The sequence below is a fragment of the Halonotius terrestris genome (genome assembly GCF_006861665.1).
Lineage (GTDB): Archaea > Halobacteriota > Halobacteria > Halobacteriales > Haloferacaceae > Halonotius > Halonotius terrestris.
In genome coordinates this window covers 156,499-171,104 of record NZ_RKLU01000002.1, presented here as the reverse complement: position 1 = coordinate 171,104, position 14,606 = coordinate 156,499, and the positions used below count along the sequence as shown (strand labels likewise).

The following is a 14,606-nucleotide window of genomic DNA, read 5'->3' as shown; positions in this document are numbered from 1 at the left end:
GATCGATTACGAGGCGGTTGCGACCTCGCGGTTCCGGAGCGTATCTCGGACGAGTGTCAGCCGGGCACCGATTTCGTCGGCGATCTCGGAATTGGTCAGCTCGGGGTTCTCCTCGGCGAGGTTGATGATTTTATGTTGGATGTCAGTTGCTGACGCGGTCGATGACGAGTCGCCGGACGCTGCTTCCGAACTCGCCGTATCAGGATCGTAGTGTTCGGCCAGCGTATCCCGGACGAGCGGGAGCCGATTGCCTGTTTCCTCGGCGATCTCTGCGTTCGTGAGCGCGGGGTGGGCCGCGGCCGTTTCGAGAATAGCCTGCTGGGCCGCAGAGAGCCCCTCAGTATCGACATCGGGCGCATCCGCCGCCGACTCGTCGGCCGCAGCCGTGCTGTCGTCGTCCGGCAAGGTGGCGATATCCTCGTACTGGTCGCGGATATCCCGCACTAAGCCGACGTGGGTCCCGGCGTGTTCGGCGATCGCGGCGTTCGTCGCGTTCGGGTTTCGCAGGGCGGCTTCAAGCACGGCAGCTTCCGTCTCGTTGAACGACGCCGAGTCGATCGGTTTGGTGCCGCCTGAGCGACCCGACCCAGTGGAAATCGAGTCGCCGTGATTGGCGATCGTATCCCGAACAAGCGTGAGCCGACTGTCCGTTTCCTCGGCGATTTCGGCGTTCGTCGATTCGGGGTTCTCGCGGGCGACCCGCAGGATCTCCTCTTGGGCTGCGGAGAGCAGTTCCGTATCGAACTCCATGCCACCGGCTGAAGCGTCACTCGACGACGCCTCTGCATCGGGAAGCGTCGCAACGTCCTCGTACTCCGCGCGGATGTCCCGCACCAAGCCGACGTGAGTGCCGACGCTGGTTGCTATTTCGGCGTTCGTTGCCTCCGGGTTCCGCAAGGCTGCTTCAAGCACGGCCGACTCAGTCTCGTTGAACGAGGCAGAGTCGATCGGTTTCGACCCCTCCGACGGAACGTCCCGAGTCTCGATCTGGTCACCATGGGCAGCAATCGTATCCCGGACGAGCGTGAGTCGATTGCCAGTTTCCTCGGCGATTTCGGCGTTGGTTAGCTTGGGATTCTCGCTGGCGACCTGGATAATCGCTTCTTGGGCCGACGACAGCGACGCCGAATCGTCATCGCTCATGCGTGCCCTCCAGCTGGATAGTCCGCAGACGGTTGCTGTGTCCTGTCCCCGACAGAGCCGATGGGCGTGACGTGATGGTACATACCACTTCCCAGTAGCGAAACAAGTGTAATAATCTTTTTTCGTACACTACTGGGGAAGTCGGCGTATCAGGGTCGCCGACGCGACAGAAACGGCTTCCAAATCGATATTGGTCGTCGTGAAAATGGGCCCTATCGGATTTGAACCAATGACCACCGAGTTATGAGCTCGGCGCTCTTACCAGACTAAGCTAAGGGCCCTACCGGACTGATACCGACTGCCCCCATATGAGACTGTCGAGTTTTCGAATCAAACCCCTGCCGTCGCCAGGGCTCGAACTCGCCAAGACGATCACCGTCGCTTCGTTCGGGTGCTGCGACTTGTCTGCACGAGCCCTTTCTGAGCGACCACACCTGCGACAGTTGATACTCGGGGCCAAGCTCTTCGTGATGTGTCGCAGGAGAATGACGCCGTCGCCAGGGCTCGAACCTGGGACCACCTCGTTAACAGCGAGGTGCTCTACCATCTGAGCTACGACGGCCCGACGCGTCACAGGGTAGTCGGATCGTTTTAATAGGGCTTTCGTTTTCCCCCCGACGGAAGCGACATCCTTTCGACGCCCGGTGGTGAAACGGCGCGTATGCCGAGCCTCGACAGCGTCCTCGAGACCGTCGCCGATCGCGTCACGCCTGCCCCTGAGGAACGGGAGCGGCTGGCCGACGCAGCGGCGACGCTGACCGACCGCGCCGAGGCCGCCCTCGCCGACCACGAGGTCGATGGCGACGTGCTACAGGTCGGCTCGACCGCTCGCGGCACGTGGCTCGCCGGCGACCGCGATATCGACCTGTTCGTTCGGTTTCCCACCGACTACGACCGCGCCGAACTGGAACGCCTCGGCCTCGCCATCGGCCACGAAGTCCTCCCCGAGGGCCACGAGGAGTACGCCGAACACCCCTACGTCACCGGCGAGTTCGAGGGCTTCGCGGTCGATCTCGTTCCCTGTTACGATGTTGCCAGCGCGACCGACATCCGCTCGGCGGTCGACCGCACCCCGTTTCACACCCAGTACGTCGAAGCCAACCTCACCGACGATCTCGCAGGCGACGTGCGGGTCTGCAAAGGGTTCCTCAAAGGCATCGGCGTCTACGGCAGCGACCTCCGCACCGAGGGGTTTTCGGGCTATCTCGCCGAACTCCTCGTCCTCGAATACGGCGGATTCGAACCCCTGCTCCGCGCCGCGGCCGACTGGCACCCGCCGGTCACGCTCGATCCGGAAAATCACGGCAAGACGACGTTCGATGATCCGCTCACCGTTATCGATCCGACCGACCCCGAGCGCAACGTCGCGGCCGTCCTCTCGACGGCCAACCTCGCACGCCTCCAGCATTACGCCCGCGACCTGCTGGCCGACCCGCGGCTCGACCTGTTCTTCCCGAACGACCAGCCCACGCTCGACGGCGACGCGATCCGCACACATCTCGACCGCCGGGCAACCACCCCAGCCGCCATCGTCTTCGAGACGCCAGATATCGTCGAAGACCAACTCTACCCGCAGCTCCGGAAATCACTCGCTGGCATCGAGGCCGGCCTCGAAGCCCACGACTTCACCGTCTTCCGATCGGCGACGTTCGCCGACGCCGAGCGGAGTGTCCTCCTGTTCGAGTTGGCGACGACGACTCAGCCCGCAGTCGAACGCCACGAGGGGCCGCCGGTGGCCGTCCGCGAACACGCCGAGGGCTTCTTCGAAACCTACGCCGACGACGACGCGGTTTACGGCCCATTCATCGAGGACGACCGCTACGTCGCCGAACGCCCGCGCGAGGTGACCGACGCGCGAGCGTATCTCGACAGCGACGCGATTTTCGAAGTCGCGCTCGGCGCGCAGATCGAGACCGCACTCGACGACGGCTACGACCTGCTGTGGGACGAGGACGTCGCCACGCTGGCCGACCGCTTCGGTGCGGAGTTGGCTGCGTATTTCGAGCCCGCTCCCTGAGGTTGACGCCGCAAGCGCAAGCGTCGACACGGGAGCGCGCCGGTCAGCGTTCCGAAGGGGGTTTAGCCCTCGGTGCTGGAGTCCCAGCCATGTCGTTACGCGTCACGTTTCTCGGGACCAGCGGGGCGGTTCCGACGACCCAGCGGGCACCGAGTGCGGTGTTCGTCAACCGCGAGGGCGACCGGCTGCTGTTCGACTGCGGTGAGGGCACCCAGCGGCAGATGATGCGGTACAACACCGGCTTTACCGTCTCCCATATTTTCGTCACCCACCTCCACGGCGATCACATCCTCGGGATTCCAGGCCTGATCCAAAGCTGGGATTTCAACGGCCGCGACGAGCCGCTGACGATCCACTGTCCGCGCGGCACCTACAGCGAGATCAACAGCCTGCTGAGCGTCGGCGGTCACTCGCCGTCGTTCCGGATCGAGATCGAGGAAGTCGCGCCGGGCGAGGCCGCCCACGAAACCGACGAGTACGCCGTCCGCGCGTTCGAGACCGACCACCGCATCACATCGGTCGGCTACGCGCTCATCGAGGCCGACCGGGCGGGGCGGTTCGACCGCGAAAAAGCGGAGGACGAACTCGGAATTCCACCCGGACCGCTGTACGGCAAACTCCACGACGGCGAACGCGTTGAACTCGACGACGGCCGCGTCATCGAGCCGGACCAAGTCGTCGGCGACCCCCGACCGGGGCGGCGGTTCGTCTACACCGGTGACACGCGACCGACCGACGCGGCCGAGGAGATCGCCGCCGACGCGGATCTACTGATCCACGACGCGACGTTCGCCGACGACCACGCCACTCGCGCCCGCGAAACGAGTCACGCGACCGGCCGTGAAGCCGGCGAACTGGCTGCGCGGGCCGGCGCGAAACGGCTCGCGTTGACGCATATCTCCTCGCGGTACGCCGCGGACGCCTCGCCGATCAGGGAGGAGGCCGCCGAGGCCTTCGACGGCGACGTGTTCATCGCCACCGACGGCCAAGAGATCGAGGTACCGTTCCCCGACAACGACGCAGTCAGCGAGTGACTGGATCAATTACACAGCAGCTGCCGAACCCAAACGGCTTTTTATGCGATGGCGTTACCATCCGGTGGGGCACATAGCTCAGTTTGGACAGAGCGTCGGACTTCTAATCCGACGGCCGCGGGTTCGAATCCCGTTGTGCCCGTGTCGATCCACGTTTCTTGGCCTCCAACAGCGAAAATGTACTCGGCGACCACTGGGTTCGACACGCTAACGAACGACGACAGCGGAGACAGCTCAATAGGTTAGTCTGTGGCCTGGGCTTGCGCCCGCTGCTTTTTGAGCTGCTGTTTCATCTCGTATTCGATTCTGCTTTCGTCACTGAGTCCCTCCTCGGGATAGGAGTACGTTCGGTCGCAAGCATCGCAGATCCACGCTGTGTCAGTGCGAACCACCTGTTTTGTGACTGTCCCGACACGGAGTCCATGGCCGTCATGCGGGCAGTATGGCCCGTGGACATAGATGTATGGATCGACAGCATCGACGATGTCCGGCTCGATCCACGTCCCGTATTTCCCCTTCCACCTGACGCCATACCGTTCGGTCTCGACAGTCGTTAAGACCTTCTTCGGCTGTTCTTTGCTGCTGAACGAGTGGGGCTCTGCGGATTCGGCCGAGACAGCATCCTGTGCAGTACTCGATTGCACCAGGACGTACCCGACCAAGCTAAGACAACTAACCGTCGCCAACGAAAGGATCGTCCCGATGATTGCCGACAACATGTCGTGAAATCCTGCCCGCGGTAGCTGTCAAGGAGATATAATTACAAATACAAAAACGTTCAGTTGCAGTCGGGCGACAGCAGGCCTGCACACAGCATGTGTGTCGCCACTCGCGCCGGCCGTACACTAAAGTCGCTGGAAGCCCTGCTTCTGATGCTGTGTTCGAAATATCAGCCGATCGGGCAACGAATCGACTGTACATCGACATCACGGGCAACGTCGACCGCGAGGAGATGGAGGACGCCGCTGACAAGACGCTCAGCGAGGCGGAGAAACTCCGCGACGGGTTCGACATTATCAACGATCTCTCGGGGTTCCAGCCGCCGTCACCGGAGGCCGCCGAACCGATCAAAGTCGCACAGGGTGAGCTACAGGAGATGGGGCTCTCCCGGACGGTGCGAGTGATCGACGACGACACCAGCCCGGTCGTCGTCAACGCCTTCGAGCGCCGCTCCCGCGATGTCGGCTACAGTGGCGAGCAGGCCGACTCCGTCGATGCAGCCGAGACGCTGCTCGAAGAAACGAGCGAAAGCGGCTTCGACTGACGCGGTATCGTGGAAAAACGGTGGTCGACGGGGCGTCAGTACCGCGATGGCAGGAACGCGAAGGCGATCATGAGGAACGAGATGAACGCGGTGGTGAACGTCACCCAGCGCAGGCCGCTGACGCGCTGGGAGAACGTCTCCTGCTCGGCGACGGAGGCTTGGTAGGCTTCGGTGTCGTCAGTGAGCTCCAGCGTGTTCGTCCCCGTGAAGTAGGCAGTGTAGGTGCTGTTGTCGGCGAGCGTGATCGTGTCGCCGGACTGCAGTTCCTGGCTTCGGGATTCGGTGGTCGTCCACGAAACGGCCACGCTCTCGTTGGTGACCGAATCGAGGGTAGCCGACTGGCCGTCGTAGGGAACCGTCTCGCCCTCAGTGAACGTCACGACCGCAGGATCGAAGTACTCCGAAGCAGGCACAGTCTCGCCGTTGATACGGACAAATTCGCCGTCTTCACCAGAATAGGTCTGATTGTCGGCGTCAGGATCGGCTTCAAGGATCGCCTGCCGGTCGAGGACTTCTTCGACCGTGACACGCGGCGGCGCGATATCCGTAACTTCCCACTCACGTTCGTCGACGGTGATCGTGTCACCCTCCGCCCACTCGTCGGTGTTTTCGACGCCGGTTAGCGTCCACTCGACGGTGGCTGCAATGTAGGTGCTAGTGCTCCCGTAGCTGCCCTCCTCGGTCACCTCCTCGACGGTCGCCGCGGTGTAGGACTGTCCAGCGGCGGTGAACTCTTCACCCGAGGATAGCTGGTAATCAGGGTCCTCGACCGATATTTGTGGTTGCTCGGCGGTTACCATCAGTGTGTAGGACGCCGCGCCGATGAGCAGAAATAACGCGACGTACACGGCCACAGCGCGTCGTTGCATGTTTCGGGCAACGAACGTCCGGCGTATAACGATTACTAAGCGCCGCTCGCTGAGACCCCCCACTGCCGGTGTGCAACTGCGGAGTCGCTTTCGACGTGCTTTTTATTGCCCGACCGAAGAAGCAAGGTATGGCAGAATTCCAAGTCGTCGTCTCCGACCCTGACGGCGGGAAGACCTACCAACACGAGGTCGAGGGACAGGCCGCCAACCGATTCGTCGGCCGAGAGATCGGCGACGAAGTCGATGCCGGTGCGGTCGGCCTCGACGGCTACACGCTCGAACTGACCGGCGGCTCCGATGAAACGGGCCGGCCGATGCGCGACAACGTGCCCGGCTCGGCGATCAAAGAGCTCCTGCTCGAAGGCGGCGTCGGCTTCAACCCCAGCCGCGACGGCGAACGCAAACGGATCACCGTCCGTGGCCGGCAGGTCTCATCGGCAACCGCACAGATCAACGCGAAGATCATCGACGGCGACGACCAGCTCCTGGTCGCTCTCGGCGAAGAAGAGCCTGAACCGGAGGACGACACGGACGAGGCTGACGATGCAGACGCCGAGGAAGCTGACGAAGAGACCGCTGATGACGCCGACGACGAAGCAGAAGATGCGGACGCGGCCGAAGATGCGGGCGAAGAAGCGGACGAAGAGGAGGAAGCAACCGAAGCGGACGACGAGGGTGACGACGCCGACGAAGCCGACGAAGAGACCGCTGACGACGACGCCGAAAAGGACGACGCCTAACCGGCGGAGTGACGCTTCTATGCGCACCAAACTCCCCAGCGACAGCGACGCCGTCGCGAACCACCGCGCGGAAATCGTCCGCCGCGGCGGCAGCCGCACCAAATGCCTCAGCCTGCCGGCGGCCATCGGCGACGCAGTCAGCGCGGGCGACCGCCTGACGCTCGTTATCGACGGCTCGGAGTACTACACCGTCGTCGCCGGCGACAGTGATGGGCTCGTCGTCCACGGGGCCTACGACAACCGCCGGCTGGCGAAGACGACCGGCGAGGGAACGAACCGCCTCGGCGAGTGGCTCGCCGAGTTGGGTCGGGAGGCCGACAACAGCGTCGTCTGCGACGAGATCGCCGCCGGCGAGCGGTACGGCCTGCGCGCGCCGGGCGACCGCGCGGTCTATACCGTCCAACAGGAACCACGGGACTCACTGCAGTCGATCGCCGAAGATCTCGACGACGCCTGAGCGGGGTTTCGACCGCGGGCCGAGTAAGCACCCCTAAAAGGCTGGCCCGCCGAACGCGGGTATGAGCGAACTGGAGGCGTTTCTCGCGGGCGACCGCCTCGATAGCGTGGCGATCTACATCGGCGACCAGTATCTCGGCGACGACCACGCGCTGGCCGACGCGGGGACGACGGTCGACGAGGGCGTCGTCCTCGTCGTCGACGGCGAAAAAGGTCGCAGCGCGTTCGAGCAGGCGACCGGCCTCGATCCGATGCAGTTCTCCAAGCAGGCGATGGAACGCGACGGCGAGATCGATCCGGGTCTCGCCGGCGGCGGCTGTCCTGATGCGGGTAGCGATGGCGCGGCCGCCGATGCTGACACCGACGACCACCGAACCGAGTTCATTTTCGCGTTCGCGGAGGCGCAAAACGAGGAGGTCGGCGGCCTCTACGCCGAGGGCGACGTAGTCCACGCCTACGCCCACTGTGCCTGTGGCACCAACTACAGCCAGAAATGGCTTGTCGGCAGCCGAGAGTAGGCACAAAGAGGCACCAGTAGTCTCACGCGGCGGATACCTTTTTGCGAGTGACTCCCATACGGGACTGTATGCGAATCATTGTCGTTGGATACGGCCGTGTCGGGTCCCGCACGGCCCGCGTGCTCGCCGAGGAAGGATACGATGTCGTCGTCATCGACAACGACCAACTCAAAGTCGAACGCGCCGAGGACGCTGGCCTCACCGTCATCGCCGGCGACGGCTCCGACGAGGACGTCCTCAAGCAGGCCGGCATCGAGGACGCCGACGCCCTCGGCGGAATCACGGGCGATGTCGAGATCAACCACGAGATCTGTCTCATCGGCAAGAAGTACGGCTGCCGCACCGTCATGCGGATCAGCGAGGACGTCGATAGTGAGACCTACGATCAGTACGTCGAGGACGCCGACGACGTGATCTACCCGCAGCGACTCGGTGCGGCCGGCGCGAAAACCGCCCTGCTGGGCGGGAGTCTCAACGCGATCGGCGATCTGACCGAAGCACTCCAGCTGACCGTCGTCAACGTCGAAGCCGATTCGCCGGTCGTCGGCCGCCGGATCTCCGAGATCGATCTGCCACAGACCGCCCGGCTCTACGCCCACGGCCACCGGAACGACCCGATGACGATTCCGCTGCCGACGACAACCGTCGAGGCCGGCGACCGGTTGGCGATGGTCGTCGAACGCGACGCTCTCGGCGATATCGAAGCGCAACTGCTCGGCGCGTAGCGCAGTCGGTGCCCTCCAGTACTCGCTGGCAACGCTCTTATGATCGCGTGGACAACGCCGAGTATGGAGTGGACCGGGCTGTTTGACCGTACGGAGGCGGTCGAATTGGCGGAGATACAGCGCGCACTGGCGACCGACCGGGCGGAAGCCAATCCTGAGGCGACAGCCGACGCGACCGACGACCCCACCGAGCCACGCGACCCCGAACCGACCCGCGTCGTCGCCGACGCCGACGTGCTCGCGGCCGATCTGCTGGTCGGCGGCGACGCCAGCGACGCGCTCGAACCGGTGTGGCAACACTCGTGGACGACGCTCGTCGCCAGCGACGAACTGCTCGCGGCAGCCGAGGCGGTCATCGAAACCGTCGCCGACAACGAGACGGCGAGTGACTGGCGAGCGGCGATCGAATCGTGGCGCGAACCAGTCGTCCAACCGCCGGGCGATCACCCCGCGCTCGCGTCGGCCTACCGCGGCGGCGCGATGCACGTCCTCTCGTTCGATGAGGAACTGACCGGCTCGGGAGCCGCCGCGGCACTCAACCAACGGTTCCCGGTCAGCGTTCGCTCGCCGGCAGCCTTCGCCCGACTGTTCGACCCCGAAAGCCTGTACGGAACCGTCAGCGACGACCCCTACCCCGGTCCAGATCGAGAGCCCAGAGAGTAGCTATCGCCCGTCGTACCACGCAGCAAAGGTTTCGAGCGCGCGCCCGCGATGGGAGACCTCGTTCTTTTCATCCGAGGTTAGTTCGGCGAACGTCGCCCCGTCGTGTTCGAAGATCGGATCGTAGCCGAAGCCGCCGGAGCCCCGCGGCGCGACGATCTCGCCCTCGACAACGCCAGTGAAACATTTTACCGGGAGTTCGTCGCCATCGCGCTCGACGCCGTCGTCGAAATCGTCGCCGTCACAGTAGGCCAGCACACAGCGGAACGCCGCGTCGCGGTCGCGTTCGGGCTCAGTTTGGGTGAGTTCCCAGACGCGGTCGACGCCGATCGTGGTTTCGACGAACGAGGAGTACGGCCCCGGAAAGCCGTCGAAGGCGTCGATGAACAGCCCGGCGTCGTCGACGATCACGGGCTCGCCGACCTCGCGGTAGGCCTCGCGGGCTCCCTCGGCGGCGATCGGTTCGAGGGTAGGTGCTTGGATCTCGGGGTAGTCGTAGTCGTAGCTGTCGATCGTTTCGTCGCCGAGGTAGCGGCGAGCCTCCCGGAGTTTGCCGGGGTTCGTCGTCACGTACTGCAGCATGGCTGGTGGTTCGTCCCAGTGTGAAAAGAGGCGTCGGTTCGCGGAAGCGAGAGCGAATCTCGGTGAAGCGCGCTACTCCTCGACGATGACTTCGACCGGCTCGTCGCCGTCGTCGCCGTCGATGTCGACCGAATCGCCGTCGTCGTCGCTGCCGCCGCTGCGTTCCTGATAGAGGAGGCCCCCGACGACGGCCAGCGCGATCCACGACCGCCAGCTGGCGAGGTTGAGGGTGTAGCCGATACCGAACGGTTTCTCGACGAGCATGCCCTTGTCGGGCTTCCAGTGCGCCGACAGCAGCCGGCCGATGGAGGGGCGTTTGAAGTTATACGGGATGCCGAACAGCGTTCCGGACTCTGATTTCTTTCCCATAGAGTCGGGTAGTCGCCTCAACGTAATGAAAATTCGCCTTCGCCGCCTGACAGATCGAGCGGCCGGGGCAGTCCAGCTACTGATAGCGACCGCGATCCTCGACGGTTGCCAGCCGCTCGACGACAGCAGGGTCGCCAGCCTCGGTGTAGCCGTCGATGACGGCATCCAACAGCGGTGCCGGCTCGTCGGCGGTCGCGACGATGCTCTGTCTGAGGACGTGGAGGTCCATCGCGTAATCCTCGACGTGACCCGTGTGGAACCCGAGGCCGAAATCGACCAGCCAGACGCGGTCGCCGACGCGGACGTTCCGGGTCGTCGGATCGCCGTGAACCATTCCTGCCTCGTGGATCGCGGCGAGATGGCGGCCGACCGTTGCGATCGAATCGGCGGTAAGGCGATCTGCGAGATCGGCGTCGCCGACGTGCTGAAGATGGATCGTTGCAGTTTCGTGGTCGACATCCCAGACTAACGGTGTTGGGACGCCGGCCTCGCGGGCCTCCGACGTGAGCCGAGCTTCCGCAGTCGTCCGCTCCCGCTGGAGGGTCGCGTCGAGGTCGGGATGCCGATACGGTTTCGAGAGCCGGTGTTTGCGAACGCTCCGGCCGGGGAGGTCGAACCCGCAGTCGGCCGGCTCGACGGACTCGACGATCGCTTCCGCGCCGCGTTGGCGACGCTGGTCTGCCGCAGCCGCATCGGCTGCTGTCGCCGAATCGATGCCTCGGCCGCGAGCGACAGACGCCTCGCCCTGCCGCCACGCGACTTCGACCTCGTCAGGCCGAAAGTTCGGATCGACCTGTGAGTCTTCGATGGCGAGTGTCTGGCCAGCGGCGAACTGTTTGGCTCCGAGTACGGCGATCATCCCCGCGTTGTCACGGAGGAATCGGTTGTCGGGAACGTAGAACTCCGCGCCGCGCTCGTCGCACATCGTTTCCAACATCGACTGCAAGCGGGCGTTTTGGCCGACGCCGCCGCCGAGAACGAGTTCGTCAGTGCCCGTCAGCGACAGCGCGCGCTCGGCGACCTCGGTCAGCATCCCGAAGATGTGCTCCTGGAGCGAGAAACAGATATCTTCGATTGCTTCGCCCTCGTCGGCGGCGTTCTTTGCCGCGCTCATGATGCCGGAAAACGAGAAGTCCATCCCTTTGACGACGTACGGAAGATCGATCAGTTCGCCGTCTTTGGCTGCTTGCTCGACCTTCGGACCGCCGGGATGGTCCCAGCCGATGTGCCGCGTAAATTTGTCGAGCGCGTTGCCGACGCCGGTGTCCATCGTCTCGCCGAGGATTCGGTAGCGACCGTTGTGGAAGCCCAGCAGGTGNGCGTTCGCGCCGNNGGCGTTNAGACAGACCGGCGANNCGAAGCCNGACNGGTGNCGNCCNATNTCGAGNTGGGCGACCATGTGGTTGACGCCGACNAGCGGGACATCGAGGGCTTGGGCGGCCGCCCGCGCCGCGGTGCCGATCGTCCTGAGACACGGGCCGAGTCCCGGTCCCTGCGAGAAGGCGACGCAGTCGATGTCGTACGGGTTGGGAGCGTCGGTGTCGACAGCATCGCCGTCGGCTGTTTCAGTGTCGCTATCGGTTGTCTCGGCGGCGTGAGCGAGAACACGGTCGATGACCTGCGGGATCGCCTCGCCCATGTGTTCGGCGGCCTCACGCGGGTGAATGCCGCCGCTGTCGGGTTGGTAGGGGTCCGACTCGATGAAAACGGCGTCGTCGGCGTCGTCGTAAACGGCCGCGCTGGCGGCCCATGCGGTGCCCTCGATGCCGAGCACGCGCATGTCGCCTTAGGCTTCCTCGGCGTCGGCAGCGTCGGCGTCGTCGGCGATCTTGTTGCGTTCGAGCATGTGTTCCTGTTCGACCTCAGCGGCGAACTCCGGGCTGTCGTAGACCTTCGCGTAGCCCAGCGTCTTCCGCATGCCGAAGGTAGTGTCGAGTTCGTGGACGACGACCTCCTCTGCGTCTTTGTCGAGTTTCGCGGCGAGGCTGTCACGGACGGAGAGCCGTGATGGCGTTTCCTCGTCGTGAACGGTCTCGAAGCGGATGTCCGTGCGGTGCAACATGGGGTTCTCCTCCTCGGAGACGATAGTGACGTCCATGGTTAGTTGTCCATACTCCACCCGAAAGCTGTAAAAGGATTTCGAAGGGTGCTCTCGGGTATCGCCGCGGCGGGCAAAATTACGGCTCGGCCGCAGCCGTCCGCTGATCGTTCCAATCAACCACCCACTCGAAGAGGACGAGGCCGGTCACAGTCATCACGCCCGCCGAGAGGAAAAACAGGATCTCCTCGATCGGCAGGCCGAACGGCGCGACGCCCGTGGTATATCGATCCGAAAGGATCCACAGGCCGCGGCCGATTGCCCAGCGATCGATGATCCACAGATAGACCGTCGGCACCAGCGACGCCTCGATCCACGCTCGCGGTTTGCGCACGAGGTAGCCGCCGCCGACGGCCCACTGCAGGGCGACGACTGGCCCGACCCACGCGAGCAGCCCGCCGATATAGAGCCACGACGGTCGCTGAAACACCATCCAGAGCCCGCCGCCAAAGAGGGCCACGCCGGCTGCGACGCCGGCGATCCGCGGGAGCCACGCGAAATCACCCGGCTCGTAGCGGGGATCGAAGCCGCGCCAATAGAGGTAAAAACCGACGGTCAGCGTTTGGATGCCGAAAAACAGGTACTCGCCGAGCGGGATCGACAGCAGCCGGGCGGTGACGACGCCCTCGCCGTAGGCCCACGCGCCACGCTGGATCATATACGACCCCCACGGCGTCGTGTAGGCGACGGCGATAGCGACGAGGATCGCCAGTCCGATCGCGCCGCGTCGCCGGCGTGTCGGTTCGTAGGTCGGCGTGAGGTACCACAGCAACAGCAACGGTGGCAGCGTGAAGACGAGATGGAACTGCAGATAGGTCGAGGGCACTGCCCCACGTAGGGGCCACACCTAAAACAAGATTGCGGCTACAACGGTGGGGTGATTGCGGTCGGGCCCGCGGAACGACTATGGCGTATGCCTCGCATCCTGCCCGACGAGGAACCACTCGATTACCCGGGCTGAGCCGCGGCGAATCGTCTTGCTAGCGGTCGATTTGTCCACGTCGATCCGATCGGCTACATCGGCCAGCGTACAGTCCCGTGGGATCTCGAAGTAGCCCGCCCGGAGCGCGACAGCGAGACACTCCCGCTGGCGGTCGGTCAACAGCGACTCGCTGTCACGGTTGCTGACGACCGAGACCAGTTCGTAGCTGGTGTCGCTTTCGTCGAGGACATCGCCCATGTGCTCGAACTGCTCGCGGGTCACCGTCACGTCGAACTCGACGATCCCGTTTTCGGTGACGACGGGGAACTCCGGGGGAACGGCCGATTCGTCGAAAAACTCGAAGAAAGGTTTCTGTGCGCCCTTGTACTGGGCGATCGCTCGCGTCGTGTCGGCGTATAGCTCGTCGTACTCACGGATCGCCTCGTGAGTCCGGATCGCCTCTGCGGCCGCGGGGGCGTGCTCGCCGGTGACCTCGCCGAGGGCCATCGAGCCGCCCTCGACCGGGACGCCGGCAAGAAGCCGGAACTGCGTGGTCGGAAACCGCGTCGAGAGCTCTTTCGTCCACAGCCCATCTGGGAGTTCCATGCGGAACCGCGCGCTGACCATCCCATCCGTCATCGAGTGATCCCTCCCGCGATCATGGCCGGGGTTCGACGACCGACAACAATAGCTTCACTGACTCGTCACGCCGTCGACGCTGACGGTGATGACCGTACAGTCCAACTCGCCGCGGAGGTACTCGCCGATATCGGGATCCGACCGGAGTTTCCGGAGCATCTCCCGCCACCGCCCGGCCTGTTTCGAGCCGATGACGACGGTATCGGCCTCCTCGGAGACGATCTCTTCGAGAATGGTCTCCTCGACCAACAGCCCGCGGCGGATGACGTAGCGAGCCTGTTCGATCGCGCCGAACTCGCGTTCGACGGCGCGTTTGAGTTCGGTCCGGGTGACATGGCTGGGGTGCTGGTAGAGATCGACGTGCAGGATCGAGAGGTCGGCCCCGCGTTCATCACTGATCCTGATCGCTTCCCGCAGCGTCGCCATCGAGTGCTCGGTGAGCGGGTAGCGAACCGGAACGACGACCAGCGTCATTAGCGATCTTTTAGGTCCCGACGGCAAGAGGGTACCGCTCCGCCGCGCGATGGATGAACCGTCCGCTGGCGAACCCGGAACTCAGCGGTCAGTCGC

17 protein-coding genes, 3 tRNA genes and 1 pseudogene are annotated in these 14,606 nt (G+C 64.3%); 9 read left to right on the top strand and 12 right to left on the bottom strand.

Annotated elements, in window-relative coordinates; all coding sequences use genetic code 11:
- Positions 1-6: 6 nt before the first annotated feature.
- The 3 genes from EGH24_RS04460 to EGH24_RS04450 form a co-directional block, all read right to left on the bottom strand.
- Positions 7-1,143 carry a hypothetical protein gene (locus EGH24_RS04460; RefSeq protein ID WP_142978968.1) on the bottom strand — a complete coding sequence of 379 codons (1,137 nt, stop codon included), beginning with the start codon at positions 1,141-1,143 and terminating at the stop codon, positions 7-9.
- Positions 1,144-1,349: 206 nt separating this feature from the next.
- Positions 1,350-1,424, bottom strand: a tRNA-Ile gene (locus EGH24_RS04455).
- 208 nt (positions 1,425-1,632) lie between these two features.
- Positions 1,633-1,705, bottom strand: a tRNA-Asn gene (locus EGH24_RS04450).
- 99 nt (positions 1,706-1,804) lie between these two features.
- Here EGH24_RS04450 and cca point away from each other — a divergent pair.
- The 3 genes from cca (at position 1,805) to EGH24_RS04435 (ending at position 4,336) form a co-directional block, all read left to right on the top strand.
- Positions 1,805-3,160, top strand: a complete 1,356-nt coding sequence (gene cca, locus EGH24_RS04445; protein WP_142978967.1) for a CCA tRNA nucleotidyltransferase — start codon at positions 1,805-1,807, stop codon at positions 3,158-3,160.
- A gap of 89 nt (positions 3,161-3,249) precedes the next feature.
- Positions 3,250-4,194 carry a ribonuclease Z gene (gene rnz / locus EGH24_RS04440; protein ID WP_142978966.1) on the top strand — a complete coding sequence of 315 codons (945 nt, stop codon included), beginning with the start codon at positions 3,250-3,252 and terminating at the stop codon, positions 4,192-4,194.
- Between the two features lie 67 nt (positions 4,195-4,261).
- Positions 4,262-4,336: transfer RNA gene (locus tag EGH24_RS04435), tRNA-Arg, on the top strand.
- A 100-nt stretch (positions 4,337-4,436) separates the two neighbouring features.
- Here EGH24_RS04435 and EGH24_RS04430 read toward each other — a convergent pair.
- On the bottom strand, positions 4,437-4,838 hold the full coding sequence (locus EGH24_RS04430; protein ID WP_142978965.1) for a hypothetical protein: 402 nt from the start codon (positions 4,836-4,838) through the stop codon (positions 4,437-4,439).
- A gap of 233 nt (positions 4,839-5,071) precedes the next feature.
- On the opposite strand from EGH24_RS04430, the gene EGH24_RS04425 reads away from it, so the two are divergent.
- Positions 5,072-5,458, top strand: coding sequence for a hypothetical protein (locus tag EGH24_RS04425; RefSeq protein WP_142978964.1), 387 nt, complete (start codon positions 5,072-5,074; stop codon positions 5,456-5,458).
- Between the two features lie 35 nt (positions 5,459-5,493).
- Here the strand turns inward: EGH24_RS04425 and EGH24_RS04420 are convergent, their stop codons facing one another.
- Positions 5,494-6,327: a hypothetical protein gene (locus EGH24_RS04420; RefSeq protein ID WP_142978963.1), complete on the bottom strand. Its 834-nt coding sequence runs from the start codon at positions 6,325-6,327 to the stop codon at positions 5,494-5,496.
- A gap of 128 nt (positions 6,328-6,455) precedes the next feature.
- On the opposite strand from EGH24_RS04420, the pseudogene EGH24_RS15580 reads away from it, so the two are divergent.
- From EGH24_RS15580 to EGH24_RS04395, 5 genes and pseudogenes are all read left to right on the top strand, one after another.
- Positions 6,456-6,854: pseudogene (locus tag EGH24_RS15580) on the top strand (30S ribosomal protein S6e); the annotation flags it as partial.
- A gap of 232 nt (positions 6,855-7,086) precedes the next feature.
- Positions 7,087-7,524 (top strand): DUF7112 family protein, encoded by a 438-nt coding sequence (locus tag EGH24_RS04410; protein WP_142978961.1) that lies wholly within the window; start codon positions 7,087-7,089, stop codon positions 7,522-7,524.
- Between the two features lie 61 nt (positions 7,525-7,585).
- Positions 7,586-8,041, top strand: a complete 456-nt coding sequence (locus EGH24_RS04405; protein ID WP_142978960.1) for a DUF5807 family protein — start codon at positions 7,586-7,588, stop codon at positions 8,039-8,041.
- Between the two features lie 68 nt (positions 8,042-8,109).
- Entirely contained in the window at positions 8,110-8,766 is a 657-nt protein-coding gene (locus EGH24_RS04400) for a potassium channel family protein (protein WP_142978959.1), read from the top strand.
- A 63-nt stretch (positions 8,767-8,829) separates the two neighbouring features.
- Complete coding sequence (locus tag EGH24_RS04395; protein ID WP_142978958.1) at positions 8,830-9,429, top strand: DUF7384 family protein; 600 nt, start codon at positions 8,830-8,832, stop codon at positions 9,427-9,429.
- On the opposite strand, the gene rdgB is transcribed toward EGH24_RS04395, so the two are convergent.
- The 7 genes from rdgB to EGH24_RS04360 form a co-directional block, all read right to left on the bottom strand.
- A complete protein-coding gene (rdgB, locus tag EGH24_RS04390) occupies positions 9,430-10,008 on the bottom strand; it encodes an RdgB/HAM1 family non-canonical purine NTP pyrophosphatase (protein WP_142978957.1) in 579 nt (192 codons plus the stop codon).
- 72 nt (positions 10,009-10,080) lie between these two features.
- Complete coding sequence (locus EGH24_RS04385; RefSeq protein ID WP_142978956.1) at positions 10,081-10,377, bottom strand: DUF5808 domain-containing protein; 297 nt, start codon at positions 10,375-10,377, stop codon at positions 10,081-10,083.
- Positions 10,378-10,453: 76 nt separating this feature from the next.
- Entirely contained in the window at positions 10,454-12,157 is a 1,704-nt protein-coding gene (locus tag EGH24_RS04380) for a bifunctional N(6)-L-threonylcarbamoyladenine synthase/serine/threonine protein kinase (protein ID WP_142978955.1), read from the bottom strand.
- 6 nt (positions 12,158-12,163) lie between these two features.
- A complete protein-coding gene (locus EGH24_RS04375) occupies positions 12,164-12,475 on the bottom strand; it encodes a 30S ribosomal protein S24e (protein ID WP_142978954.1) in 312 nt (103 codons plus the stop codon).
- Between the two features lie 79 nt (positions 12,476-12,554).
- Positions 12,555-13,301, bottom strand: coding sequence for a lycopene cyclase domain-containing protein (locus EGH24_RS04370; RefSeq protein WP_142978953.1), 747 nt, complete (start codon positions 13,299-13,301; stop codon positions 12,555-12,557).
- A gap of 78 nt (positions 13,302-13,379) precedes the next feature.
- The gene (locus EGH24_RS04365; RefSeq protein WP_142978952.1) at positions 13,380-14,036 is read right to left on the bottom strand and encodes a helix-turn-helix domain-containing protein; all 657 of its coding nucleotides are present in this window, start codon (positions 14,034-14,036) and stop codon (positions 13,380-13,382) included.
- 54 nt (positions 14,037-14,090) lie between these two features.
- Positions 14,091-14,510 carry a universal stress protein gene (locus EGH24_RS04360; protein WP_142978951.1) on the bottom strand — a complete coding sequence of 140 codons (420 nt, stop codon included), beginning with the start codon at positions 14,508-14,510 and terminating at the stop codon, positions 14,091-14,093.
- Positions 14,511-14,606 lie beyond the last annotated feature (96 nt).

Bases quoted from the DNA above. Each gene is read 5' to 3' on its own strand.
- rnz (WP_142978966.1), top strand. From the start codon at position 3,250: ATGTCGTTACGCGTCACGTTTCTCGGGACCAGCGGGGCGGTTCCGACG.
- EGH24_RS04360 (WP_142978951.1), bottom strand. From the start codon at position 14,510: ATGACGCTGGTCGTCGTTCCGGTTCGCTACCCGCTCACCGAGCACTCG.
- EGH24_RS04410 (WP_142978961.1), top strand. From the start codon at position 7,087: ATGCGCACCAAACTCCCCAGCGACAGCGACGCCGTCGCGAACCACCGC.
- EGH24_RS04365 (WP_142978952.1), bottom strand. From the start codon at position 14,036: ATGACGGATGGGATGGTCAGCGCGCGGTTCCGCATGGAACTCCCAGAT.
- EGH24_RS04405 (WP_142978960.1), top strand. From the start codon at position 7,586: ATGAGCGAACTGGAGGCGTTTCTCGCGGGCGACCGCCTCGATAGCGTG.
- rdgB (WP_142978957.1), bottom strand. From the start codon at position 10,008: ATGCTGCAGTACGTGACGACGAACCCCGGCAAACTCCGGGAGGCTCGC.
- EGH24_RS04385 (WP_142978956.1), bottom strand. From the start codon at position 10,377: ATGGGAAAGAAATCAGAGTCCGGAACGCTGTTCGGCATCCCGTATAAC.
- EGH24_RS04375 (WP_142978954.1), bottom strand. From the start codon at position 12,475: ATGGACGTCACTATCGTCTCCGAGGAGGAGAACCCCATGTTGCACCGC.
- EGH24_RS04395 (WP_142978958.1), top strand. From the start codon at position 8,830: ATGGAGTGGACCGGGCTGTTTGACCGTACGGAGGCGGTCGAATTGGCG.
- EGH24_RS04420 (WP_142978963.1), bottom strand. From the start codon at position 6,327: ATGCAACGACGCGCTGTGGCCGTGTACGTCGCGTTATTTCTGCTCATC.
- EGH24_RS04460 (WP_142978968.1), bottom strand. From the start codon at position 1,143: ATGAGCGATGACGATTCGGCGTCGCTGTCGTCGGCCCAAGAAGCGATT.
- EGH24_RS04400 (WP_142978959.1), top strand. From the start codon at position 8,110: ATGCGAATCATTGTCGTTGGATACGGCCGTGTCGGGTCCCGCACGGCC.
- cca (WP_142978967.1), top strand. From the start codon at position 1,805: ATGCCGAGCCTCGACAGCGTCCTCGAGACCGTCGCCGATCGCGTCACG.